This window comes from Leucobacter fengyongliangi, from assembly GCF_050971685.1.
Taxonomy (GTDB): domain Bacteria; phylum Actinomycetota; class Actinomycetes; order Actinomycetales; family Microbacteriaceae; genus Leucobacter.
This window is the reverse complement of the sequence record NZ_JBPCEU010000006.1, coordinates 77,146-99,777: the sequence shown is the minus strand read 5'-3', so window position 1 is coordinate 99,777 and position 22,632 is coordinate 77,146. Positions and strand designations below refer to the sequence as shown.

Sequence of the window (22,632 nt, the reverse complement as noted above, 5' to 3'; positions counted from 1 at the left end):
CTTGACGAGAGGGCGGCCGAAATGCCCGGTGAGCGAGAGCTCGTCATTGTGTCGCTGTACCCGCGCGATATGAATATTTACGGGGATCGCGGCAACGTTCTCGCGCTCACCCGGCGCGCCCGTGCGCACGGATTCTTTCCCCTCGTGGTTGACGTGAACCCCGGCGATCCCTTGCCGTCGCAAGTCGACATCGTGGTGGGCGGTGGCGGCCAGGATTCCGGCCAGGGCCGGGTCGCGCTCGACCTCGTGTCGAAGGGGGAGGAGCTGCGCCACTTGGCGTCGGACGGCGTGCCCATGCTCATGATCTGCGGGCTGTACCAGCTCTTCGGTCACCGGTTCGTCACTCACACCGGCGAGGAGCTGACGGGCATCGGGGTGCTTGACGTTGAGACGCGCGGCGGTGATACCCGGATGATCGGCAACATTGTGGTCGAAAGTGACGAGTTCGGTGAGGTCATCGGCTACGAGAATCACAGTGGCGACACGGTGCTCGGGCCAGGATCGCGTCCGCTCGGCCGCGTGACGCGCGGGGCCGGGAATAACCCCCGCGACGGGGTCGAGGGCGCGCGCTCACACAACGTCATCGGCAGCTACCTGCACGGCTCGCTGTTGCCCAAGAACCCCGCGATCTCGGACTTCCTCATCGCCACAGCTGCACGAGCGCGGTATGGCGGTTTCGAACCGCAAATGATTGATGACTCCACCGCCCAGCAGGCCCGGGAAGCCGCAAAACGACGCCCCAGGTAGACGAGCGACGAACTCGAAATAAATATTCAAGTGAATACTTGACCTGGTCGTGCGCTTCTTGTTACTCTCTTTTTAGTTGAAACGTCAATAATTCAATATCTTGAGACCTGGAGGACACCCCATGACCATAACCGCAGATCAGATCCCTGGCTACCGCGTCGGCACCTGGGTCATCGACCCCACGCACACTGAGGTCGGCTTCTCGGTTCGTCATCTCGCAATCAGCAAGGTCAAGGGCAAGTTCGAGCAGTTCGCGGGCACGTTTGTGACCGCCGAAAACCCCCTCGACTCGAAGGTTGAGGCCACCGTGGAGGTCGCCTCGATCAACACCAACCAGGCGGATCGCGATGGCCACCTGCGTACGGGCGACTTCTTCGCCGCAGAAGAGTTCCCCCAGTTCACCTTCGCGAGCACCGGGATCCGCGAAGAGGGTGGCAACTTCCTCGTCGACGGCGACCTTACCCTCCGCGGCGTGACCAAGCCGGTCACCTTTGACTTTGAATTCGGCGGCTTCGGTCAGGATGGGTACGGCAACTACAAGGCCGGCTTCACCGCCACGACGAAGGTCAAGCGCGAAGACTTCGGCATTCAGTGGAACGCTCCGCTGGAGACCGGCGGGCTCCTGCTCGGCAGCGATGTCACCATCACCCTTGACGTGCAGGCTGTGCTTCAGCAGTAGTCAGGCGCACTGAAAGCGGGGAAGGGCAGTTGCCTTTCCCCGCTTTCATGTTCCCGGTTCGATGATCCGAACGAGAGAAGCTAGTCGATATCGCCGGTGATGCGCCCACGCACGCGCCGCAGATCCTCCATGAGTGAACCAATCAACTGCCAGTACACCGGGTGGGGCTGCGCGATGACATAGGGCGCGGTGAGCGCTGGCGGTTCCGTCCCCACTTGCGGCTCCGTGCCCACCTGCTGCTCGATGCCCGGCCGAACGAGCCGCTCCAGGTCGTGCGCGGCGCGGCGCAGCTCCACCGCTAGGCCGCGCACCTGTGGCACGTCGACGAGTGCCTTCCCGTAGTTGTCTGAGAGTGCGCGGGTCATCCCCACGACCTGCGTCACTATTGGCTGAAGCCGGTCGAACATCTCGTCGTCCTCGCCGAGAATGGCCCGGTATCTCGGCCCGCGGGGGTTCAGCCGGAGGCTTTCCCGGGCGCTTCGGAGAAGCTGGTGCACGTCATCGCGCTCGCCCTGTAAGCGCCGAGCATCTCGCATCATGCGGTCGATCCACTCGCGCTCGCGGGGTTCTTCCAACGCCTCGGAGAGGCGCCTAAGCGCCTGCGCGGCGTGCCGGGTGAGGTCGCCGATCGCGACGTGCACGGGGGTCGTGCGCACCGGGGCCACCACGAGGGCGTTGATGGTGATGCCGATCCCCGCCCCGATCGCGGTCTCGACGAGCCGTTCGAACCCGTACCCGAGCGACAGACCGCCGAGCGCGATCATGAGGAGCGCAGAAATGGCGATCTGATTCGTCGAGGAATTCGTCATGCGCAAGAGCCACCCGAGCGCCATCGACACGATGATCGCGGCGAGGAACAGCCACGTCTGCGGCCCGAAGAGCGCACCTGCGCCCAAAGCGACGCTCACCCCGAGCAACACGCCGACGACGCGCTCGATGCCTCGCGTGAGCGATTGATCCACACTCTCTTGCACCGAAAGCAGCGCGGCGATTGCGCCGAAAATGGGTAGCTGCTCGGGAAACACCCAGAGGCACACGAACCAGGTGAGGATCGCCGCGGCCGCGGCCTTGCCCACCTGCAGCAGCGGCGCCCGGCGCGACACGGTGAATCGACCGGTCATTCGCCGCTCGAACCGCCGCCACGGCCTGGTGATGGGTGCGGTCACAACAGGCCCAGTCGAATCAGCTCCTCGCGCAGGGTCGCGCCGTCGGGGCCGTACACCCAGGGAACTCCACTCACGCTTCGGTGCAGGCGCGCCTTCGAGCGACCGCCGGCGAGCACGGCTTGGCCGGTCGAAAGCTGGCGGATCGCCACCGCGGCAACGTGATCCGGGTGTGCCGAGGAGAACTCGTGGTAGAGCGACTCGTCGTGCTGACCGTCATCGCCAAAGAGCACCCATTTAATCTCTGGGAAGTCGCTGGCCAACCGGATGAGCTCGCGCTGCTTGTGCTCTTTTCCGCTGCGAAACCACCGGTCGTGGGTGGGGCCCCAGTCGGTCAAGAGGAGCGGCCCCATGGGGTAGAGGTTGCGCTCAAGGAAGCGGCTGAGTGCGGGAGCCACGTTCCAGGCTCCGGTCGAGAGGTAGAGCACGGGGGAGCCGGGATGCTGGGCGATGAGGTGGTCGTAGAGCACCGGCATACCGGGAGTCGAGGTGCGAGCTTGTTCGTCAAGCACGAAACTGTTCCACGCCGCGACAAAGGGCTTGGGGAGGGCTGTGTTGAGGATCGTGTCATCCACATCGCTGATGATTCCAAAACGCGCCTGGGGATCCACGATGTAGACGGGAGCATTGGCAGGCTCACCATGCTCGGTGCGCAGGCTGATGGTGTGCCAGCCGGGCGACAGCGTGACCTGCACGATCGAATCGAGCACACCCCCGCGATCGGACACGATCTCGGCAACCGGCTTGCCGTCGATGTGCACCTGCACCGGTGTGAACGGCACGTGCAGGCTCGCGAAGCTGCGCCATCCGCGCACCCGCTGCACCTCGGCCACCCGCGACCCACGGCCGGTCTTCTTCGGTTCGGGAGCGAGGTAGAGTACCCGCCCGATGACGCGCACCCAGGTCGTCGAGCCGTAGCTGATGTACGGAATGATTCCCGGGGTCTTGCCGCTCGCGAGCGCTCGTTTCTCGCGTCGCCGGTGGATCCAGTCGTCGACCCTTGCCGCAAATCTGGGTCTGCTGTCGGGTCGCCTGAGTTCCGTCACCCCACCAGTCTAGGTGGGGCAGCCTGCCACCCAAGTTTCGCTTCATGTCGAGAGATTTATCGCTCGACATCAAGATGAATTCGCAGGAGATTCACAGAATCGCTAGAGTTGAGGTTGACTGGCCATTGGCCGGTAGGTCCGGGAGGCATCACCATCCTTTGACGGAACTCACTACGGGAGTGCGACCCGCAGTGGGCGCGCTCGGCATTCTGGAGAACTCGTGAACGAATTCTTGGATGCGTTGACGCTCGCTCGCTGGCAGTTCGGGCTCACGACGCTGTATCACTTCCTGTTTGTTCCACTCACCATCGGCCTGGCACTGCTCGTGGCCATCTTGCAGACCGCATGGGTGCGCACGGGGAAGGTGAAATACCTTCGCCTCACCAAGCTCTACGGCAAGATCTTTCTGATCAACTTCGCGATGGGTGTGGTCACCGGCATCGTGCAGGAGTTCCAGTTCGGCATGAACTGGTCGAACTACTCCCGCTTCGTGGGAGACATCTTCGGTGCCCCGCTCGCGATGGAGGGTCTCATCGCGTTCTTCTTCGAAGCCACCTTCATCGGGTTGTGGATCTTCGGATGGGACAGGCTGCCGAAGAAGATTCACCTCCTCACGATCTGGTTCGTGTGGATCGGCTCCGCCGCCTCCGCCTACTTCATTCTCGCCGCGAACGCCTTCATGCAGAACCCGGTGGGCTACCAGCTGAACGAGGAACGCGGACGGGCCGAGCTCACCGACATCGGTGCGGTGCTCATGAACCCGGTCGCACTCACCCAGTTCCCACACACGCTCTTCGCCTCGCTCATGTTCGCGGCCACCGTGATGGTCGCGGTCGCCGCCTGGCACCTCTCGCGTAACCAGTTCGTCGACGAGATGCGCACCAGCCTGCGCTTCGGCATGTGGGCCAACATCGTTGGTTTCGCCGGTGTCTCGCTCTCCGGCCACTCGCTGGGTCTCGTCATGACCGAGACGCAGCCGATGAAGATGGCCGCTGCGGAGGCCCTGTACGAGAACGCGACCGGGGCCGATGCCTCGTTCTCGATCTTCAGCCTCGGCACCCCGGACGGACTGCACGAGATCTTCTCGGTGCGGATCCCGTACCTTCTCTCGTTTCTCTCGACCAACACGTTCAACGGCACGGTCGAGGGCATCAATAACCTGCAGGCCGAGTACACCGAGCTGTACTGTGGCGCCGCCGGGACCGCCCTCACCTGCCCGAGCGATGGTTCGTTCACCCCGATCATTTGGGTGACGTACTGGGCGTTCCGCTGGATGATCGGCCTCGGGGCCCTCGCCACCCTCGTCTCGGTGGTGGGGCTGTGGATCACGCGCAAGAACCGCAGCGTGCCCCAGTGGGCGTGGAGGGTGGCCGTGTGGACCGCGCCCATTCCGATGCTGGCCTCGCTCGTGGGGTGGATCTTCACCGAAATGGGTCGCCAGCCGTGGATCGTGTTCGGGGTGATGACGACCGAGTCGGCGGTGTCGCCCGGGGTGCCCGGGTGGGCGGTGCTCGTCTCGCTCATCGTGTTTACCGTCGTGTATGGCGCGCTCGCGGTCGTGGAATTCAAGCTCATCGTGAAGGCCGCGCAAGCAGGCCCGCCCGAAATCGACACGACCGACAGAGCTGGCGAGGGCGGCGGCGACGTCGACCACACGCAGCTCGCGACGGTCTACTAGGAGGCTGAAAACATGGAACTCACCACAGTCTGGTTTTTGATCGTCGGGGTCCTCCTCGTCGGCTACTTCATTCTCGACGGCTTCGATTTCGGCGTCGGCATGGCGCTGCCATTTCTCGGGAAAGACAACGTCGATCGCCGCGTCATCATCAACACGATCGGCCCGGTGTGGGATCTCAACGAGACCTGGCTGATCGTCGCGGGCGCCTGCCTCTTCGCGGCGTTTCCCGAGTGGTACGCGACGATGTTCTCCGGCTTCTACCTCGCGCTGCTCCTCATCCTCGTTGCCCTCATTCTGCGGGGGGTGTCGTTCGAATTCCGGCACCAGGGCAAGGGCACACAGTGGACTCGCTGGTTCGACCAGTTCATCTTCTGGGGCTCGCTCCTGCCGCCGCTGCTCTGGGGTACCGCCTTCGCCAACCTTATTCAGGGCGTGCCGATCGAGCCGCTCGAGGGCGGTGGGTGGATCTTCACGGGGACGCTGCTCACGTTGCTGAACCCCTACGGGCTCCTCGGCGGCCTCACTCTGCTGCTCCTGTGCTTTACGCACGGGCTGGTTTTCATCGCGCTGAAGACCGAGGGCGACATTCGGGTGCGCGCGCGGTCGCTTGCCACCAAGGTCGGGCTGGTCACGCTCGTGGTGGCTGCGGCGTTCGTCGCGTGGACCGTCGTGCAGCATCTGGGAGACGAGAACGCGCTGCTTGTGATCGTGCTCGCGGGGCTCGCCGCGGTCTCGCTGGTTGCCGGAATCCTCCTCAATCTGCGGGCGCGCGAGGGCTGGGCGTTTACGTTCAATACCCTCACGATCGCGTTCGCGCTGCTGGCCATCTTCATGGCGCTGTTCCCGTACGTCATGATCTCGAGCACCGACCCCGCGTACTCGATGACCATTGAGGGCGCCGCGAGTTCGCAGATGACGCTCGAACTCATGACCTGGGTGGCCGTGTTCACGCTCCCGTTGGTGCTCGCCTATCAGGCGTGGACGTACTGGGTATTCCGGAAGCGGATCTCGCGCACCCACATTCCCAGCGACGAGCTCGTCGGCGCGCACTGAGCGCCCCGGGCTCTCAGCCAGCGCGCACCTTCCACATCGATACAGTTACACCGTGAAGCCCCTCGACCCGAGACTGCTGCGCTACGCACGAGCTGCGCGCACAGTTCTCGGTATCGGGGGGCTCCTCGGTGTGGTGCGCACCGCCGCGGTGATTGCCTGGTGCTGGTTGCTCGCGAACGCCATCGCCACGCTCGTGCTCCCGGTTCTCGGCGGCGCGGGCGGGGCCTCCGGCCGCGTGGCAGAGGGCGCGCTCGGGCCCGAGTCGCTTCCCCTACTCCTGGCGGGAGCGGCGGTCGCACTCGTCGCGCGGTCACTCGCCACGTGGGGCATGGAGGTCGTGGCCGCGCGCGGGGCCGTGCGCGCCAAGTCGCAGCTGCGCGCAGCCGCCCTCGATGCGATCGATCGGCGCTCGCCTGAGTGGCTTGGCAGCAGGGCCGATGTGGGCCCGGCAACCGCGCTGGGGCGCGGCCTCGACGCGCTCGATGGATACTTCTCCGCGTATCTCCCGCAGCTGATTCTCACCGCGTGCGCGACCCCGTTTCTCGTGCTCGCGGTGCTGCTCGCAGACCCCCTGAGCGGTGTCACGGTCCTGATCGTGTTCCCCGTGATCCCGCTCTTCATGATCCTCATCGGCCTGGCGACGCGCGCGGTGCAGGAGCGGCAATGGCAGCAGCTCGAGCACCTGTCACGTTCTTTCCTTGATGTCGTCGAGGGTCTCTCGACGCTGAAGATCTTCCGGCGCGAGCAGCGGCAATTTGAGCGGATCGCCCGCGAAACGGGGGAGTACCGCACCCGCACGATGCAGGTGCTGCGGGTGACCTTCCTGTCGGGGTTCGTGCTCGATCTCGCGGGCACCTTCTCGATCGCACTGGTGGCGGTGACGGTCGGCACGCGGCTCGTGACGGGCGAATTCCCGCTCGCGCTGGGGCTCTTCGTGCTCCTGCTCTTGCCCGAGGTGTTCATCCCGATTCGGCAGGTCGGCGCCGCCTTTCACTCGTCAACCGAGGGCCTCGCGGCGGCCCAGGCGGTGTTCGACATCATCGAAGCACCGGCGGAAGCAGTACCAATGCCCGGCGCGGCCCAGGGCATCCGCTTCGACTCGGTCTCCGTTCGCCGCGACGAGCGTGAGGTGGCTGGCCCGGTGAGCTTTTCGGTCGACCCGGGGGAAATGGTGGCGCTCGCCGGGCCATCCGGAGCGGGCAAGTCGACGCTCGTGTCGGCGCTCTTGGGCTTCGTGTCTCCCGCGGTCGGCACGATCACTCGACCCAACACGGTGGCATGGTCGGGGCAACGACCGGGCCTCCTGCAGGGCACGGTCGCCGAGAACGTGGCCCTCGGCGCGCAGAAAGCGGATCCGCCCCTCGTCACGCGAGCGCTCGAAACGGTGGGCCTCGGCGACATCGACCCGTCACAGGTCCTGGGTGCGAAGGGCGCCGGGCTTTCATGGGGGCAGGCGCAGCGCGTAGCCATCGCGCGCGCTCTGTACCGCGCGTGGACGACCGACGCCGGGGCGATCGTGCTGGACGAGCCAAGCTCGGCGCTCGACGCGGCCAGCGAGACGCTCGTGTGTGCGGCGCTGCAGGCTGAGGCGCGTGCCGGTCGGGCCGTGCTCGTCGTGAGCCATCGCCCGGCACTCATCGAGGCCGCGGATCGGGTGGTTCGCGTGGGGGTACCGGCATGATCACAGAGCCAGCCAACGTCGCCCGGGTGCTGCGCCTGGCGACACCACCCTGGCGTCGGTCGATCGCGGGAATCGTGTTCGGCGCGCTCGCCGATGCGAGCGTCGTGGGCCTGCTCGCGCTGAGCATGTGGCTGATCGTTCGGGCGGGGGAGCAGCCGCCGATCCTCTTCCTCACGTTCGCCATTGTGGGGGTACGCGCCTTCGCCATCGGCCGCGCGGCGTTTCGCTACGCGGAGCGTCTCGCGAGCCACGATGCCGCACTGGCCCAACTTTCTGAGCTGCGCAGTGACACCTTCGGGGCGCTGATTCCTCGCGTGCCCGGTGCCATCGAGTCACACCGTCGCGGCGAGGTGCTCGCCGCGTTCGTCGATGATGTGGATCAGCTGCAGGATCACCCGCTCCGCGTCAGGCAGCCGCTCATCGTCAGTGGCATCATCCTGACACTCAGCCTCGCCGTGCTCGCACTGGTAACGCCACCCGCCTCGCTCGTTCTCGCTGTGTCGCTCCTCGTCTCCGGCGTGCTCGCCGCGTGGCTCGCTCGCCGCATCGCCGGTGCGAGTGATCGGGAGCTCTCGGAGGCACGGGCAGCGCTCACCGACGCCCTGCTTGAGCGGTTCGAATCGGCGTCCGAACTTGTGGCCTACGGTGCGCTGTCGACGCAGCGTGAGCGGATCGCGAGTACGGAGCGCCGGCTGGCTCGGATCCAGCTCGGTCGCTCCCGTGCGGCGGGGGTCACCGGCGCGTTGCTGGCGCTTGCCTCGGGCGCCGCCACTCTGATGATCCTGCTCGCGCTCGCCCCGAGCCTGGGCGAGGGCCTCTCTGCGCCGCTGTTCGCCGCCGCGGTGATTGTTCCGGCGGCGGTCTTTGAGGTCTTCGCCCAGGTGCCCCAGGCGCTCGTCGCACGGCGCACCGTTGCTTCGAGCGCGGCACGAGTGGCGCAGCTTACCGAAGCGGCCCTGCCGGCTGAGTTGCCAATCGATCCGCCAGATCCGCTGTCGCTGTTAGGGGAAGCTCTCCCCGCAGCGCTGTCGGCACCTTCCGCCCCCTCGACTGGTGCTAGCCAGGCGACAGTCGCGGTGGTGACGCGCCCCCTGCTTGAAGTTCGCGACCTTGAGGTGGGTCATCCCGGGGCAGTCAGCCCGGCGGTGCGTGATGTCTCCTTTGACCTGCGCGCCGGTGAGACCTTGATCGTCACCGGCCCGAGCGGAGCCGGCAAGAGCTCACTCGCGCTCGCGCTCGTGCGCCTGCTCGAGTACCGAGGGAGTTACCGGGTGGCGGGTCTCGAGGCGAGACGCCTGCGGGGAGCCGAGATCCGAGGAGTTGTGGGCCTGTGTGAGCAATCCCCGCACCTGTTTGATGCCGATCTGCGGCAAAATCTCCTCTTCGCGAAAGATACGGCGACCGACGAGGAACTCATGGGTGCCCTGGCGCAGGTCGGCCTCGCCGAATGGGCGAGTGAGCGCGGGGGGCTCGGAGCCCCGGTGGGCGAGCGAGGTGCACTCGTCTCGGGGGGGCAGGCCCAGCGCATCGCCCTGGCCCGCGCGATCCTCGCCGACTTCCCCGTGGTGATCCTCGATGAGCCGACCGCGGGCGTCGACCGCGAGCGTGCCGATCGGCTGCTGCTTGACCTACTGGGCGCGGTGCCAGACAATCGAGCAGTGATTCTCATCACCCACACCGAGGTGCCGCCCGAGATTCGGGCCACTCGGCTCTCTCTTGCGTAGGGTTTGCCTGGGTGCCTGGGCGCAGTGCCCTGGGTCACGCGCAGCACTTGCTGGTGGAGGATCCCATCGAGAGGTCGCAATTCCACGACCCCGGAGAGACTGCTGGTGGAATTGCGACTCCTCGGTAGCGGGTCGCTGGCGTAACGCAGGCGGTTCGCTTGCGTGACGCAGGCATCACGGCGGAGAGCTGATGCGTCCTACGCCGCAGTGATTGGGGACCAGCGCAGATCGAGGGCACGGCGGTAGGCCAGAAGCCGCTCCGCGTTCGGCTGAGGCAGCGGCACGTCGTCGACCACGAGCACTGGCCGAACACCGTGCAGCGCGTTCACCGCCCAAACCTCGTGCAGGCGAAGCTCGGTGGCCGGGAGGTCGCGTGATGCGACCTCCGTGCCCGTGCCCAGCGCGATCTCGGTCACGAGTCGCTCGGTGACTGACCACACACGCTCCTGATCCGCCACGCGGCACAGGGTGTCGCCCTCCCACCACAGGATGCTCGTGGTGGCGCCCTCGCAAACATTGCCGTGCGCATCGAGCAACAACGCCTCGGCACCAAGCTCCTTGTTCAGATCCATCAGGCGCTCGATGTTCGGACCTTTTCGCCTCGGGTGAGTGAGCGTGAAGCCGCGCGCGGTGCGATAACTCAGGTGGGTCGTGAGTCGTGGCAGGGGGCGCACGGCAGTATTGAGGGTGAGCACACCGTTGGGCAGTCGCCAGAGTTCGAGCCGGGGGAAGCCCTCGCCAAACGCGGCAATGTCGGCGCGTGCCTGCGCAAGAAAGCCCGGCAGGGATTCCGTGAGCCAGGCGCGTTCGGTGGAGTCGCTCAGGCAGTCGGCCGCGGTGCGTGTGAAGCGTTCCGCGTGCAGACCCCAGCCGCGTACCTCCGCGCGCGCGCCGATTCCGCGCACGCGGAATGAATCGGCGGCCAGTAACTGGCCCGATCGATCCTGATCCGTCATCATTTCCTCCGCGGGTTGGGTGCGGGAACAACACTACGCTGGAGGGGTGATGCAGCGAGGTGCGACATCTCGGCAGGTGCCGTGGCCGAGAGAGGTGGCGCTGGTTGCGCGCAGCCTCGCCCGCGACGGCGCCTGGTTTTGGCTCGATGGCGAGGCCCAGGTACCCGGCGAGGCCGCTGGCAGAAGCTATCTGGGCTCGGCAAGCGACGTGCGCCGTGCGGAGCGAGGAAGAGAGCACGAGTTTCTCCGCATGTTGCGCGGCGAGCAGACAGTGGGCCGGGGCGAGCGATCACCGGAGTTCCTCGGATGGGTGACCGCACTGAGCTACGAGTTCGGGGTGGCGCTGCTGGGCCTCACTCCGCAGCCCGATGATGTGGTTCCGGGCTTCGCGCTCGCCGTCTCCACGGTGCTGATCCTGGATCACGGTACTGGGCGTGCCGAGCTCTCGGGTGAGAGCGAGGCCGCACTGGAGTCGTGGCTGGACCGCCACGGAGCGTCGCTTGGGGCAAAACAGATGGATACCGCTCACACCGATGCGCCCGATAGTTTCCCGGGCCCGGCCGGTTCCGCGATCCACACTGAGTCACCGGGTTCTGCTGCGACCACGGAAGCCCGAGCACAGACCTGGCGGCGAACCGAGCACGAGTATCGAGACCAGGTCGCGGCGTGCCGGGCTGCGATCGTCGACGGCGACGCCTATGTGCTGTGCCTCACCGATCGAGCCACTGTCCACGGCAGGCAGGATCCACTGTCGCTCTATCTGAAGCTACGCCTGAGCGGGGCGAGTTCGCGCGGCGGGGTCATCGTCGCGGGGGAGCGCGCGCTCGTGAGCGCGAGTCCGGAGCGCTTCCTCGCGGTGTCTGCGGGGAGAGTGACGACCCACCCGATCAAGGGCACGAGGCCCCGGGGCGCGAATGCGCGTGCTGACGCGGCGCTCGCGACGGAGCTCGCCGCCGACCCCAAGGAACGCGCGGAAAACCTCATGATCGTCGATCTCATGCGGAACGACCTCAGCCGAATCTGCGACCCGAACACGGTGGCCACCAGCGGTTTCTTGCGCGTCGAGACGCACCCACACGTGCATCAGTTGGTGAGCACTGTGTCGGGCAGGCTGCGTTCGGGGCTTGACGCGATCGACGCGATCGCGGCTTGCTTCCCCGGGGGATCGATGACGGGGGCACCCAAGCGCCGCGCCGTGGAACTCCTCGCGGAAATCGAAGGCGAGCCGCGGGGTCTGTACTCGGGGTGCTTCGGGTGGATCGCCGGGGGCGAGGCGGAACTCGCGATGACGATCCGCAGCATCGAGCTGCGGGGACTCGGTACGAGTTCGGTCACCGCGTTCGTGGGCGCGGGGGGCGGGATCACCGCGGATTCCGATCCCGCGAGCGAAGAACGCGAGCGGCGCCTGAAGGCCGCCCCGCTGCTGGAAAAGCTCGCCCGGTAAACACCGGTATTCTTGAGTGATGTCTGCCTACGCATCGTAGGCACTCTTTCGAGCTAAACCAGAGGTGTGTGTGAGCGAGCAGCCAGTCGAGGGTTACGACTTCCAAGCGATCCAGGATCGTTGGCTTCCCGTGTGGGAAGAAATGCAACCCTTCGTGGTGAGCGCCGGCGAGAGCGACCGCCCGAAGAAGTACGTGCTCGACATGTTCCCGTACCCGTCCGGCGACCTGCACATGGGTCACGCCGAGGCGTTCTGCTTCGGCGACGTGATGGCGCGCTACTGGCGGGGGCGCGGCTACGATGTGCTGCACCCCATCGGCTGGGATTCGTTTGGGCTGCCCGCCGAGAACGCGGCAATCAAGCGTGGCGTCGATCCGCGCGAGTGGACCTACGCGAACATCGCGCAGCAAAAGGCCTCGTTTCGCGTCTACGCGCCGTCGTTCGACTGGAGCCGGGTGCTGCATACCAGCGACCCCGAGTACTACAAGTGGAATCAGTGGCTCTTCCTGAAGCTCTACGAAAAGGGGCTCGCGTACCGCAAGGCGAGCTGGGTCAACTGGGACCCGGTAGACCAGACGGTGCTCGCAAACGAGCAGGTGCTCGCAGACGGCACGTCCGAGCGATCGGGTGCGCAGGTCGTCAAGAAGAAGCTCACGCAGTGGTACTTCCGCATCACCGACTACGCGGATCGCCTCCTCGACGACCTCGATGCGCTTGAGGGCCAGTGGCCAACCAAGGTGCTCAACATGCAGCGCAACTGGATCGGCCGCTCCATCGGTGCGGAGGTCGAGTTCGAGATCGAGGGCCGCGAGGCGAAGGTTCCCGTCTTCACGACGCGCCCCGACACCCTGTACGGTGCCACCTTCATGGTCGTCGCCCCTGACTCCGATCTCGCGGCCGAGCTCGCCGCGAGCGCATCCCCCGAGGTGCGCATGCAGTTTCAGGCATATCTCACCGAGGCGCAGAAGCAGACCGAGATCGATCGACAGAACGCCGATCGCGAGAAGACCGGCGTCTTCCTCGACCACTTCGCGACGAACCCACTCACGGGTGAGCGCATTCCGGTCTGGGCATCCGATTACGTCCTGGCCGATTACGGTCACGGCGCGATCATGGCTGTGCCAGCGCACGACCAGCGCGACCTCGACTTTGCCCTGCGGTTCGACCTGCCGGTGCGGGTGGTCGTCGACGTTCGTGGCGAAGACGGAGAGTCGCTTCCCGATCCCGCGCAGAGCGGGGTCGCGACCGCGGGCAACGGCACCCTCGTCAACTCGGGTGAGCTCGACGGGCTCGCGAAGACCGAGGCCATTCAGCGAGCGATCGAGCTTCTCGAACGCCGTGGCACCGGGCGTGCCGCGAAGACCTACCGACTGCGCGACTGGCTGATCTCGCGGCAACGCTACTGGGGCACCCCCATCCCGATCCTGCACGGGGCTGATGGCGAGATGCGCCCCGTTTCCGAGAGCGAGCTGCCGGTGCGGCTGCCCTCGAGCGAGGGCCTCGATCTCAAGCCCAAGGGAAGCTCGCCGCTCGGTGCGGCAACCGAGTGGGGCACCGTGGTGGATCCGGACACGGGCGAGACCTGGACCCGCGATCCCGACACGATGGACACGTTCGTGGACAGCTCCTGGTACTACCTCCGGTTCCTCTCGGCGCAAGACAATACCCAGGCGTTTGACCCGGCCGAGGCGAAGCGCTGGGGCCCGATCGACCAGTACGCGGGCGGTGTCGAGCACGCGATCCTGCATCTGCTCTATTCGCGGTTTATCACCAAGGTGCTGTTCGATCTGGGGTACCTCGATTTTGAGGAGCCCTTCACCTCGCTGCTCAACCAGGGCATGGTGCTGCAAGACGGTGCCAAGATGTCAAAGTCGAAGGGCAACCTCGTCGAGTTCGCCTCCGAACTCAGCGCGCACGGAGCCGACGCGCTGCGGGTGACCCTCGCGTTCGCCGGCCCGCCGGAAGACGACATCGACTGGGCCGACGTGTCGGTGCAGGGGTCGGCGAAGTTCCTCGCTCGTGCGTGGCGCGTCGCCAACGACGTGACATCCGAGCTGGGTGTCGACGTCTCGACCGGCGACCTGGCCCTTCGGCGCCACACGCACCGATTGCTGGCGGACGCGCCCGGGCTCGTGGAACACTACAAGTTCAACGTGCTGGTCGCTCGCCTGATGGATCAGGTCAACGTCACGCGCAAGGCGATCGACTCGGGGGCTGGCGCCGCCGACCCGGCCGTGCGCGAGTCCGCCGAGGCCGTCTCGATCATCCTCTCCCTCTTTGCCCCATATGCGGCAGAAGACATGTGGGCGCTGCTCGGGCATCAGCCGACGGTCGCCCTGCAGGTGTGGCCGAATGCCGACCCGGCACTGCTCGTCGAGGACGAGATCACTCTCGTGGTGCAGGTCGACGGCAAGGTGCGCGATCGGCTCACGCTGCCCGCATCGGTGAGCGAGGCGGATGCGGAAGCCGCGGCACGTGCCTCCGAATCGGTGCTGCGAGCGATCGGCGATCGGCAGATCGTCAACGTCGTCGTGCGCGTGCCGAAGATCGTGAGCATCGCGACCAAGCCCGCGGGGTAGCCGCGCTCGCGGGTACCCCGCGGGTGTGACTTCTCGCTCACACCTCGGTGAATCGGTGTGAAATCCTGAAGTTCTCCAGAGCTCGTGGTGACCAGGCGCTGGAGGGGCCAGCCCACGTTTAGCGTGTGGGCATGGCTGTCCATCACCTCCCGCAACCCGAGCCTCCGCCGGGCCGCCCGAGATGGGGTCTCAGTCTCCCCGGCCTCGACGCCCAGGGCCCGAGTGACCCACCCGAGCCCATCGATTGGCGCCCACCCCCGACGTTGCGCGAGCGCATCTTTCGCGCGGTGTCGGTACCGGTGCTGCTCGGCGCCGCGGTGTTTTCGCTCGCGGTCGTCGTGGCCATCGTCTCGGTCTTCGTGCGCCCGAATCTTCCGGTTGCTGAAGACGTTGCCGAGGCCAACCCTGCGACTGCGGAGGCCACTGGCGAGCCTGCGGGGCCGGGGGACGCGGCCTCGAGCCTTGAGTCATCGAACTCGCCGACCGCGAACGGTCCGGGGTCACTCGGCGGTCTCACTGCCGGTGTCCCGATCTTTGTGCACGTGGTGGGGGAGGTGCATGCGCCCGGCGTGGTGGAGCTTCCTGTCGGATCTCGGGTGGAGGCCGCCATCGAGCTCGCCGGCGGGGCCACCCCCGACGCGGTGCTTTCCGGGGTGAACCTGGCGCGAGTCGTGCAAGACGGTGAGCAGATTATTGTGCCGAACGCGTCCGTAACCGCAACTGGGCCAAGCGGATCCACTCCACCAGCGGGCGGCACCGCGATCGGTTCGGTCATCAACCTCAACAGCGCAGACTTGGCGGCACTCGAATCCCTGCCGGGGGTCGGGCCAGCCCTCGCGCAGCGCATTCTCGATTGGCGATCCACGAACGGTCAGTTTGGAACCGTCGAACAACTTCTCGAAGTATCCGGTATCGGCGTGAAGACGCTCGAGGGGTTTCGAGATCGTGTGACCGTGTGACGAGCCCCGATCTTCGCACCATCGCTACTGGCGATTCCTCAAGCGTCGACGGGTCGCCTCCCGGGCGATGGCGGCTGCTCGCGCCGGCGCTTGCGAGTTGGGGGGTGTGTGCTTGGATGATCGCCACCCCCGGTGTGGCCATCTGGGTGATGTGTCTGGTGGCGACGGCCGGCACTGCCCTCCTGATTCTGGCGCTTTGGTTCGGCGGTCGATGGCGATCCACATGGCTCATTTTGGCGATCGGCTGCGCGCTACTGGTGCTGCTGGGCGGGCGGGTCGCCGCGGTAGAGCATGGGAGGCACGACCCGGCATTCGTGCAGGCGGCGGCGGCCTCCGAGCGCATCACGCTCGAGGTGGATCTCGTGAGCTTCCCCGAGAGTACAGCGGAGGAATTCGGCGCGCAGCGAAGCTGGGTGCGTGCTCAAGCGCCGGGTGCCAGGGGAAGCGTGCCCCTCCTCTTGTTTCTCGACGGAACACCGGAGGCGAACTGGGCCCCGGGAACCCGGATCAGCGTCACCGGCGTGCTGACTCGAACATCGAATGGAGACACGGCCGCCTACACGATGCGAGTGACCGAGTTCGCGATGGCCTCAGCGGCCGGTGCAGGACCCCAAGAGCGCTGGGCGCTGAGAAGCGGGGAGGTTGCTGCTGGCCTCAGAATCGGGCTGAGCACAGCGGCGGCACAAATAGACGGGGCTGAACTCGTGCCCGGTTTCGCCGTCGGAGACACCTCGCTCGTTTCCGACGATCTTGACGCGGCAATGCTTGAGAGCTCACTCACACACCTCACCGCGGTGTCCGGGGCGAACTGCGCCCTCGTCACGGGGGCCATCATGTGGCTGCTCGCGCGTATGGGTGCCGGGCGTCGGGTGCGCATCGCTGCAGCTGCGGGGGCGCTAGCCGGCTTTGTCACGATCGTGGGTCCCGACTCCAGCGTGCAGCGTGCCGCAGTCATGGCCACGGTCCTGCTGGTGTCGGGATTCGGCGGGAAGCGTGCCTCGTCGCTGCCTGCGCTCGGAGCGGCGATCGCGGTGCTCCTCCTCATCGACCCGTGGCAGACGCTCCAGGCAGGTTTTGCCCTGTCTGTCGTGGCAACCGGAGGAATCCTGCTGCTGGCGACACCGATCGCGTTCTGGCTGCGCAGGCGCGTGCGGCTACCGCAGCTGCTTGCCCTTCCGATCGGTGTGGCGCTGGCCGCGCAAGTCGCGTGCGGGCCGTTCCTGCTTCTCCTACAATCCGGAATTCCCGCGGTGGGGGTGCTCGCCAACGTGCTTGCCGCGCCCGCCGCGCCGCTTGGTACCGGTCTCGGCCTCGTGGCGATGCTGCTCCTGCCGCTCAGCCCACCGCTCGCACACGCGGCCCTCCTCTGCGCGAGTGTTCCTGCCCGTTGGGTGGCCGCGACCGCGGAGGTCGCCTCAGAACTGCCTCTCGCGCGCTGGTTTTGGCCCGAGGGCTGGGCCGGGGCACTGCTCTTAGCCGGGTGCCAACTCGGCCTGCTCGCAGCCTGGGCTCTACATCGGGGGCATCTGGGGCTGCCGGGCGGAGTGCGGGCCCCGCGACGCAGGCCCTGGGCGAGAATCGAGCCACCGGCACACTCATTGCGCATCACCATCTGGGTGGTCGCGTCCGCCTCGCTGGGCGTCTTCGTCGCGGTCACCGTGATCACCCCGGTGGGTGATCGCCTAGCCACTCCGGCAGATTGGGCGATCGTAGCCTGCGATGTCGGGCAGGGCGATGCTGTGCTGGTGCGCGATCCGGCGATGCCTGACGAGGTGATGCTCGTCGATACGGGCGACGATGAAGAAAAGCTCGCGGCCTGCCTCGATCGCTTCGGTGTGGATCGCATCGCCCTGCTCGTGCTCAGCCACGACGATCGCGATCACGTCGGGGCGCTCCCCGCGATCATCGCCCGGATCGACGCGGCGCTCATCTCCCCGGCGTCGCTCGAGCAGGGAGGTGAGGAGCGAGAGGTGGTGCGACAGCTGCGCGTTGCGCGGGTGCCCACCACCATCGGCGTGGCGGGGCTCGCCGCGGGAGGTCGCGCGGGCGAGGCCGATGCGGCAGCTGACCAGATTCGTGATCCAGTGGCTGGGTTAGAACCTGTGCCTGCTGGCCTGAGGTGGGAGGTGTTGGCTCCGCGGGCGGAGGTTACTCCTGCAGATACGAATTCGGCGAGCGTCGTACTCATGGTCGATGCAGGCGACGCGCGGCTGCTGCTCCTCGGCGATACTGGCCTCGCAGAGCAGCAGGAGCTCCTGTCGCGCTACGACCACCTCCAGGCAGATGTCATCAAGGTGTCTCACCACGGTTCGCGAGACCAAGACCAGGGCTTGCCCGCTCGCGTGGGCGCGGACTGGGCACTGGTTTCCGTCGGTGCGGGCAATGGCTACGGACATCCCTCGGGAGAGACACTCGCCGCGTTGGCGCGCTCGGGCACGCGCACGCTCCGCACCGACACCTCCGGATCGATTGCGCTCTCGCCAGATGGCGGTTCACCTCGACCCTGGGTGGAGCGCCAGGCGACACCCGATGTCGGGCCCCACCCCTAAGCTGGATGCGTGGCAGCAGCAGGCGGTAAGACGAAGATTGTGCAGCTGACGTTCGACGAGGCGAGACCCTCGCCCGTCGTACTGATCAGTGGGCCCGAGCAGTTTCTCGCCGACCGCGCAAGCCGGGCGATCCGCGAGGCCCTGCACCGTGTAGACCCAGCCCTCGAGGTGCACGATATCGACGCGACCAGCTACGGCAGCGGTGAGCTCTTCACCGTTGCCAGCCCCTCGCTCTTTGCCGACCCACGAATCATTCGCGTGGAGGGGGTCGAGAAGGCGAGCGATGCGTTCATCGAAGACGCGAAGCGGTACCTGTCCGAGCCAGCCGACGGGGCCACCCTCGTGCTCCGGCACGCCGGCGGGCAGCGCGGGAAGTCTCTCCTCGATGCTGTGCGCGGGGCCCCGGGGCAGGCCGCAGGCGCCACCGAGGTGGTCTGCGCGGAGCTGAAGAAGGATGCCGAACGCCTCGGGTTCGCGCAGGGCGAGTTTCGCCGACTCGGCGCGCAGGTGAGCCCGGGAGCCGTGCGGGCGCTGGTCGCCGCCTACGGTGGGTCGCTCGGCGAGCTCGCCGGGGCCATCGAGCAGCTGGTCACCGACGTGGGTCTGCGGCTGAACGAGAGCGATATCGAGCGCGTGACCGAGGGTCGCGTCGAGGCCGGCGCCTTCAAGGTTGCCGACGCGGCGACAGCTGGCCGCGCGGCGGATGCCCTGGTGCTGTTGCGGCACGCGCTGTCGACCGGCACCGATCCCATTCCGATGCTCGCGGCACTCAATATGAAGGTGCGCGGGATGGCGCGCGTCTACGGCGCGGTCGGCAGCAGTGGTCAGCTCGCCAAAGATCTCGGCATGGCACCCTGGCAGGTCGAGCGCGCGCTGAAAGAAACGCGTGGCTGGCGCGAGAGCGATCTCGCACGGTGCATCGATCTTGCCGCCGAGACTGAGTGGCTGCTGAAGGGTGGCACCCGCGACCCGAACTATGCGCTCGAGCGCTATGTGCTGTTCGTGGCGCGGAAAGGGCGAGAGCGGTAGCTAGCTCTCGTTCCCCATCCCGGGGAATCGGATCATGCTCTCCTGCGACACGCTGGCGACCAGCACGCCGGCGCGGTCGTAGAAGCGTCCATGCGTGAGGCCCCGACCACCCTGCGACGTTGGCGACTCAAGCACGTAGAGCAACCACTCGTCGACGCGGAACGGCCGGTGAAACCACATGGCGTGGTCGAGGCTTGCCATGCGCAGCCCCGGAGTTGCCCAGGGGAGCCCGTGCTGACGCGCAACCGGCTCTACCAGCATGTAGTCACTCGCGAAGGCAAGCGCTGCCGAGTGCAACAGCTGCGAGTCGCCGAGTTGGTCGCGGCTGCGCATCCAGACCCGCTGCGTGTGGGTGCGATGTTCGACCTCAAACGTGATGTCGGGATCGATGTACCGAAAATCAAACGGTCGATTCAGGATCCACGACGCCCGGCCCTCGTTCGCGAGGTGCCCGAAACGCTCCCACACGCTCGGAAGGTCGTCAGGTGCCGGCAGCCCCGAAAGATCATAAGGCTCCTGGTGTTCCAGCCCCTCGGCCTCCTCTTGAAACGACGCGATCAGCGACATGAGCACCGTGCCGTCTTGGTAGGCCTGCACACGTCGTGTCGAAAACGACCGACCGTCGTAGAGCCTGGCGACCTCGAAGGTCATGCGCTCGTCTGCCACCCCCGGCCGCAGGAAATAGCCGTGCATGGAGTGCAGCCCGCGCCCGTCGGGCGCAGTTTCGCCCGCTGCTGCCAGCGCCTGACCCAAGACCTGGCCGCCGAACGAGCGACCATGCGGGGTGGGGAGGGCCGGCCCCGTAAAGATATCTTCGTGGGTGCGCGCGCCGCTGTCGAGCACGGAAAGCATCGCGGTGAGGTCTGGTACGCCGGTCATTGCGCCTCCTGAACGTCGAGCGGGTGGGGCCGCGAAGCGGCCGATCCACTTCAGTCTATGGGTGGATCGCCCGCCGCTAGTGTGGTGGGGTGACCACGCAGCTTGAGCTCGCCGACCATCAGACCAGAGACGACCTTCGGGTCTTTCTTGAGCGACTGCAGCGCGCGGGTGAGCCGGAAGTGCGGATACACACGCGGGGCAATGCCCTGGCGGTCTACGGATGTGTTCAGGCACCGGTCGGGCTACTGGACTCGGTGCCGGTGGTGCTCGGTATGCGGGCCTTCGCGCTCCGGCCCAAGCGTGACGAGGGAAACGCCGTCGAAATCGACATCACGGTGTCGGGGAGGGCGTTGCTCGATCGCATGGCACGGATGGGGCTGGTCGGACTCCGCCTTGAACTGCCGGAGATGACGGTCGCCGCGGCGTGGGCGGGAATTCTGCCGCCCACGAGCGGATGGAAGCCCGATGGGGTGATTGACGGGCCTTCGCTCATCACGGTCGCACAGCAGGGCATCGCCAGGGTGGCCGAGGCGCTCCCGGCCGATGCTGGCGATCCGCTCGTGCGTCAGGTGCGACGCTCGGTGTGGGGGGTCGAGATCGCGCCGGGGGTTCCCGCGTCGGCGGCCTTCGCGGCCGAGGTGCTGGGGTTTCTGCCCGGCGAGGCGACGGCGACCGTCGCCCGCACCCTGACCTGGACGCGGCTGAGTACCTCGCGCGGTCACGTGCTGGTGCGCAACTTCCTTGGTTAACAGGTGGCCGCACGTGCGGGTGGGGTAGGATGATGAGGTTCAAGCGAAGGAGAAACGCCAATGGCACAGGTGAACGGCATTATCGATCCCCCCATCGACGACCTGCTCGAGAAGGTGGATTCGAAGTACGCCCTGGTGGTTTTCGCCTCGAAGCGCGCCCGTCAGATCAACGATTACTACACCGATCTGCACGACGGAAATCTGTTCGACAACGTCGGCCCACTCGTCGACGCGTCGGTTGACGACAAGCCGCTGTCGACGGCTCTGCACGAGATCGTCGAGGGCAAGCTGGTCATGACCCCGAAGAAGCCCGAGTCGGCAGAGTTGACGCTCGCCGCGGCGCTCGATGAAGCTGAGGCTGCGAGCGCGGAGTAACACCCGCATCCTTGTCAGTGGCGCCGGATAGGCTGGGTTTATCTCAGATCCGGCGCCATTGTCGTTTTCTCGCTCGTTCGAAAGGCAACCCGTGTCACTTCGCCAGTTCACTTCCGAATCGGTCACCGAGGGTCATCCAGACAAAATCTGCGACCGCATTTCCGACTCGATTCTTGATGCCATGCTTGAGCAAGATCCAGACGCTCGCGTCGCGGTCGAGACACTCGTCACGACGGGGCTCGTGCACGTCGCCGGCGAGGTGACCACCTCCGGCTACGTCGAGATTCCGCAGATTGTGCGCGCGGCGATTCGCGAAGTGGGGTACACCAGCAGCGACATGGGGTTTGACGCGAACTCGTGCGGGGTGTCGATCTCCATCGGGCAGCAGTCGCCAGACATCGCGAGCGGTGTTGATGCCTCGCTCGAGGTGCGCGAGGGCGAAGAGGTGGATCCGCTGAGCCTGCAGGGCGCGGGCGACCAGGGCATCATGTTCGGCTACGCCACCGACGAAACACCCGAATTGCACCCCCTGCCGAGCTGGTTGTCGCACCGCCTCGCGGAGCGCCTTACCGAGGTGCGCAAGACCGGCGTGCTCCCGTATCTTCGGCCTGACGGCAAGACCCAGGTGACGATCGGGTACGACGGAGACGGGCCGGCCACCATCGAAGCGGTCGTGCTCTCGACGCAGCACTCGGTCGAGATCAGTCAGGCCGACCTGCGCGCTGACATCGAGCGAGAGGTGATTCGCCCGGTATTGGGGCGTGTGGAATTGGCAAGCGATGAGGCGCAGTTGTTCATCAACCCCGCCGGCCCCTTCGTCATTGGCGGGCCCATGGGAGATGCCGGTCTGACCGGCCGCAAGATCATCATCGATACCTATGGTGGCGCGAGCCGGCACGGCGGCGGGGCATTCAGCGGGAAAGACCCCTCGAAGGTGGACCGCTCGGCGGCCTACGCGATGCGCTGGGTGGCAAAGCACGTGGTCGCGGCAGGGCTCGCCCGGCGCGCCGAACTGCAGGTGGCGTACGCCATCGGCCGTGCGCATCCGGTCGGGCTGTACGTCGAGACCTTCGGCACCGAGGCGGTGCCCCTGGATCGCATCGAACGCGCCGTGCGCGAGGTCTTTGACCTGCGGCCTCTGGCGATTATTCGCGATCTTGACCTCCTGCGCCCCATCTACGCGCAGACCAGCGCATACGGGCACTTTGGGCGCGACCTGCCTGAGTTCACGTGGGAAAAGACTCCGCGTGTCGCCGAGTTGCGCGCGGCAGCCGGGCTCTAGCCCGCGCGGGTCGTCGATCAGAGCCGAGGTGTCGACGTTGTCCGGTGCCGGCCGTGACCGG

At 66.5% G+C, this 22,632-nt stretch carries 18 protein-coding genes; 14 read left to right on the top strand and 4 right to left on the bottom strand.

Annotated elements, in window-relative coordinates:
• Positions 1-21: 21 nt before the first annotated feature.
• Positions 22-747 carry a type 1 glutamine amidotransferase gene (locus ACR0R4_RS06130; protein WP_433646525.1) on the top strand — a complete coding sequence of 242 codons (726 nt, stop codon included), beginning with the start codon at positions 22-24 and terminating at the stop codon, positions 745-747.
• Positions 748-868: 121 nt separating this feature from the next.
• Positions 869-1,426, top strand: a complete 558-nt coding sequence (locus ACR0R4_RS06125) for a YceI family protein (RefSeq protein WP_433646470.1) — start codon at positions 869-871, stop codon at positions 1,424-1,426.
• 80 nt (positions 1,427-1,506) lie between these two features.
• Here the strand turns inward: ACR0R4_RS06125 and ACR0R4_RS06120 are convergent, their stop codons facing one another.
• Both ACR0R4_RS06120 and ACR0R4_RS06115 read right to left on the bottom strand, forming a co-directional pair.
• Positions 1,507-2,592 (bottom strand): FUSC family protein, encoded by a 1,086-nt coding sequence (locus ACR0R4_RS06120; protein WP_433646469.1) that lies wholly within the window; start codon positions 2,590-2,592, stop codon positions 1,507-1,509.
• Complete coding sequence (locus ACR0R4_RS06115; protein WP_433646468.1) at positions 2,589-3,635, bottom strand: App1 family protein phosphatidate phosphatase; 1,047 nt, start codon at positions 3,633-3,635, stop codon at positions 2,589-2,591. The genes ACR0R4_RS06120 and ACR0R4_RS06115 overlap by 4 nt, the downstream gene beginning before the upstream one ends.
• A gap of 220 nt (positions 3,636-3,855) precedes the next feature.
• Between ACR0R4_RS06115 and ACR0R4_RS06110 the strand changes: the two genes are divergently transcribed.
• The 4 genes from ACR0R4_RS06110 to cydC are packed head-to-tail and all read left to right on the top strand — an operon-like array spanning position 3,856 to position 9,771.
• Positions 3,856-5,313: a cytochrome ubiquinol oxidase subunit I gene (locus ACR0R4_RS06110; protein WP_433646467.1), complete on the top strand. Its 1,458-nt coding sequence runs from the start codon at positions 3,856-3,858 to the stop codon at positions 5,311-5,313.
• 12 nt (positions 5,314-5,325) lie between these two features.
• Complete coding sequence (cydB, locus tag ACR0R4_RS06105) at positions 5,326-6,366, top strand: cytochrome d ubiquinol oxidase subunit II (RefSeq protein ID WP_433646466.1); 1,041 nt, start codon at positions 5,326-5,328, stop codon at positions 6,364-6,366.
• A 52-nt stretch (positions 6,367-6,418) separates the two neighbouring features.
• On the top strand, positions 6,419-8,047 hold the full coding sequence (gene cydD / locus ACR0R4_RS06100; RefSeq protein ID WP_433646465.1) for a thiol reductant ABC exporter subunit CydD: 1,629 nt from the start codon (positions 6,419-6,421) through the stop codon (positions 8,045-8,047).
• The gene (gene cydC, locus ACR0R4_RS06095) at positions 8,044-9,771 is read left to right on the top strand and encodes a thiol reductant ABC exporter subunit CydC (protein WP_433646464.1); all 1,728 of its coding nucleotides are present in this window, start codon (positions 8,044-8,046) and stop codon (positions 9,769-9,771) included. The genes cydD and cydC overlap by 4 nt, the downstream gene beginning before the upstream one ends.
• 197 nt (positions 9,772-9,968) lie before the next feature.
• Here the strand turns inward: cydC and ACR0R4_RS06090 are convergent, their stop codons facing one another.
• Positions 9,969-10,727: an aminotransferase class IV gene (locus ACR0R4_RS06090; RefSeq protein WP_433646463.1), complete on the bottom strand. Its 759-nt coding sequence runs from the start codon at positions 10,725-10,727 to the stop codon at positions 9,969-9,971.
• 49 nt (positions 10,728-10,776) lie between these two features.
• On the opposite strand from ACR0R4_RS06090, the gene ACR0R4_RS06085 reads away from it, so the two are divergent.
• The 5 genes from ACR0R4_RS06085 (at position 10,777) to holA (ending at position 19,286) form a co-directional block, all read left to right on the top strand.
• The gene (locus ACR0R4_RS06085) at positions 10,777-12,171 is read left to right on the top strand and encodes an anthranilate synthase component I family protein (protein ID WP_433646524.1); all 1,395 of its coding nucleotides are present in this window, start codon (positions 10,777-10,779) and stop codon (positions 12,169-12,171) included.
• Between the two features lie 70 nt (positions 12,172-12,241).
• On the top strand, positions 12,242-14,749 hold the full coding sequence (leuS, locus tag ACR0R4_RS06080) for a leucine--tRNA ligase (protein WP_433646462.1): 2,508 nt from the start codon (positions 12,242-12,244) through the stop codon (positions 14,747-14,749).
• Positions 14,750-14,880: 131 nt separating this feature from the next.
• Positions 14,881-15,708 (top strand): ComEA family DNA-binding protein, encoded by an 828-nt coding sequence (locus tag ACR0R4_RS06075; protein ID WP_433646461.1) that lies wholly within the window; start codon positions 14,881-14,883, stop codon positions 15,706-15,708.
• Positions 15,705-18,257 (top strand): ComEC/Rec2 family competence protein, encoded by a 2,553-nt coding sequence (locus tag ACR0R4_RS06070; RefSeq protein ID WP_433646460.1) that lies wholly within the window; start codon positions 15,705-15,707, stop codon positions 18,255-18,257. The genes ACR0R4_RS06075 and ACR0R4_RS06070 overlap by 4 nt, the downstream gene beginning before the upstream one ends.
• A 9-nt stretch (positions 18,258-18,266) precedes the next feature.
• Positions 18,267-19,286 (top strand): DNA polymerase III subunit delta, encoded by a 1,020-nt coding sequence (gene holA, locus ACR0R4_RS06065; RefSeq protein WP_433646459.1) that lies wholly within the window; start codon positions 18,267-18,269, stop codon positions 19,284-19,286.
• Here holA and ACR0R4_RS06060 read toward each other — a convergent pair whose 3' ends face one another.
• Positions 19,287-20,165 carry an acyl-CoA thioesterase gene (locus tag ACR0R4_RS06060; RefSeq protein WP_433646458.1) on the bottom strand — a complete coding sequence of 293 codons (879 nt, stop codon included), beginning with the start codon at positions 20,163-20,165 and terminating at the stop codon, positions 19,287-19,289.
• 89 nt (positions 20,166-20,254) lie between these two features.
• Here ACR0R4_RS06060 and ACR0R4_RS06055 point away from each other — a divergent pair, with 89 nt between their 5' ends.
• The 3 genes from ACR0R4_RS06055 to metK all read left to right on the top strand — a co-directional run bounded on the left by ACR0R4_RS06055 (position 20,255) and on the right by metK (position 22,571).
• On the top strand, positions 20,255-20,914 hold the full coding sequence (locus ACR0R4_RS06055) for a DUF8185 domain-containing protein (RefSeq protein WP_433646457.1): 660 nt from the start codon (positions 20,255-20,257) through the stop codon (positions 20,912-20,914).
• Positions 20,915-20,974: 60 nt separating this feature from the next.
• Positions 20,975-21,289, top strand: coding sequence for a DNA-directed RNA polymerase subunit omega (gene rpoZ, locus ACR0R4_RS06050; protein WP_433646455.1), 315 nt, complete (start codon positions 20,975-20,977; stop codon positions 21,287-21,289).
• Positions 21,290-21,380: 91 nt separating this feature from the next.
• Positions 21,381-22,571 (top strand): methionine adenosyltransferase, encoded by a 1,191-nt coding sequence (metK, locus tag ACR0R4_RS06045; RefSeq protein ID WP_433646454.1) that lies wholly within the window; start codon positions 21,381-21,383, stop codon positions 22,569-22,571.
• Positions 22,572-22,632 lie beyond the last annotated feature (61 nt).

Coding starts and splice junctions, on each gene's coding strand:
- ACR0R4_RS06130 (WP_433646525.1), top strand. CDS start 22: ATGCCCGGTGAGCGAGAGCTCGTCATTGTGTCGCTGTACCCGCGCGAT.
- ACR0R4_RS06125 (WP_433646470.1), top strand. CDS start 869: ATGACCATAACCGCAGATCAGATCCCTGGCTACCGCGTCGGCACCTGG.
- cydB (WP_433646466.1), top strand. CDS start 5,326: ATGGAACTCACCACAGTCTGGTTTTTGATCGTCGGGGTCCTCCTCGTC.
- cydC (WP_433646464.1), top strand. CDS start 8,044: ATGATCACAGAGCCAGCCAACGTCGCCCGGGTGCTGCGCCTGGCGACA.
- ACR0R4_RS06090 (WP_433646463.1), bottom strand. CDS start 10,727: ATGACGGATCAGGATCGATCGGGCCAGTTACTGGCCGCCGATTCATTC.
- ACR0R4_RS06085 (WP_433646524.1), top strand. CDS start 10,777: ATGCAGCGAGGTGCGACATCTCGGCAGGTGCCGTGGCCGAGAGAGGTG.
- ACR0R4_RS06075 (WP_433646461.1), top strand. CDS start 14,881: ATGGCTGTCCATCACCTCCCGCAACCCGAGCCTCCGCCGGGCCGCCCG.
- ACR0R4_RS06060 (WP_433646458.1), bottom strand. CDS start 20,165: ATGACCGGCGTACCAGACCTCACCGCGATGCTTTCCGTGCTCGACAGC.
- rpoZ (WP_433646455.1), top strand. CDS start 20,975: ATGGCACAGGTGAACGGCATTATCGATCCCCCCATCGACGACCTGCTC.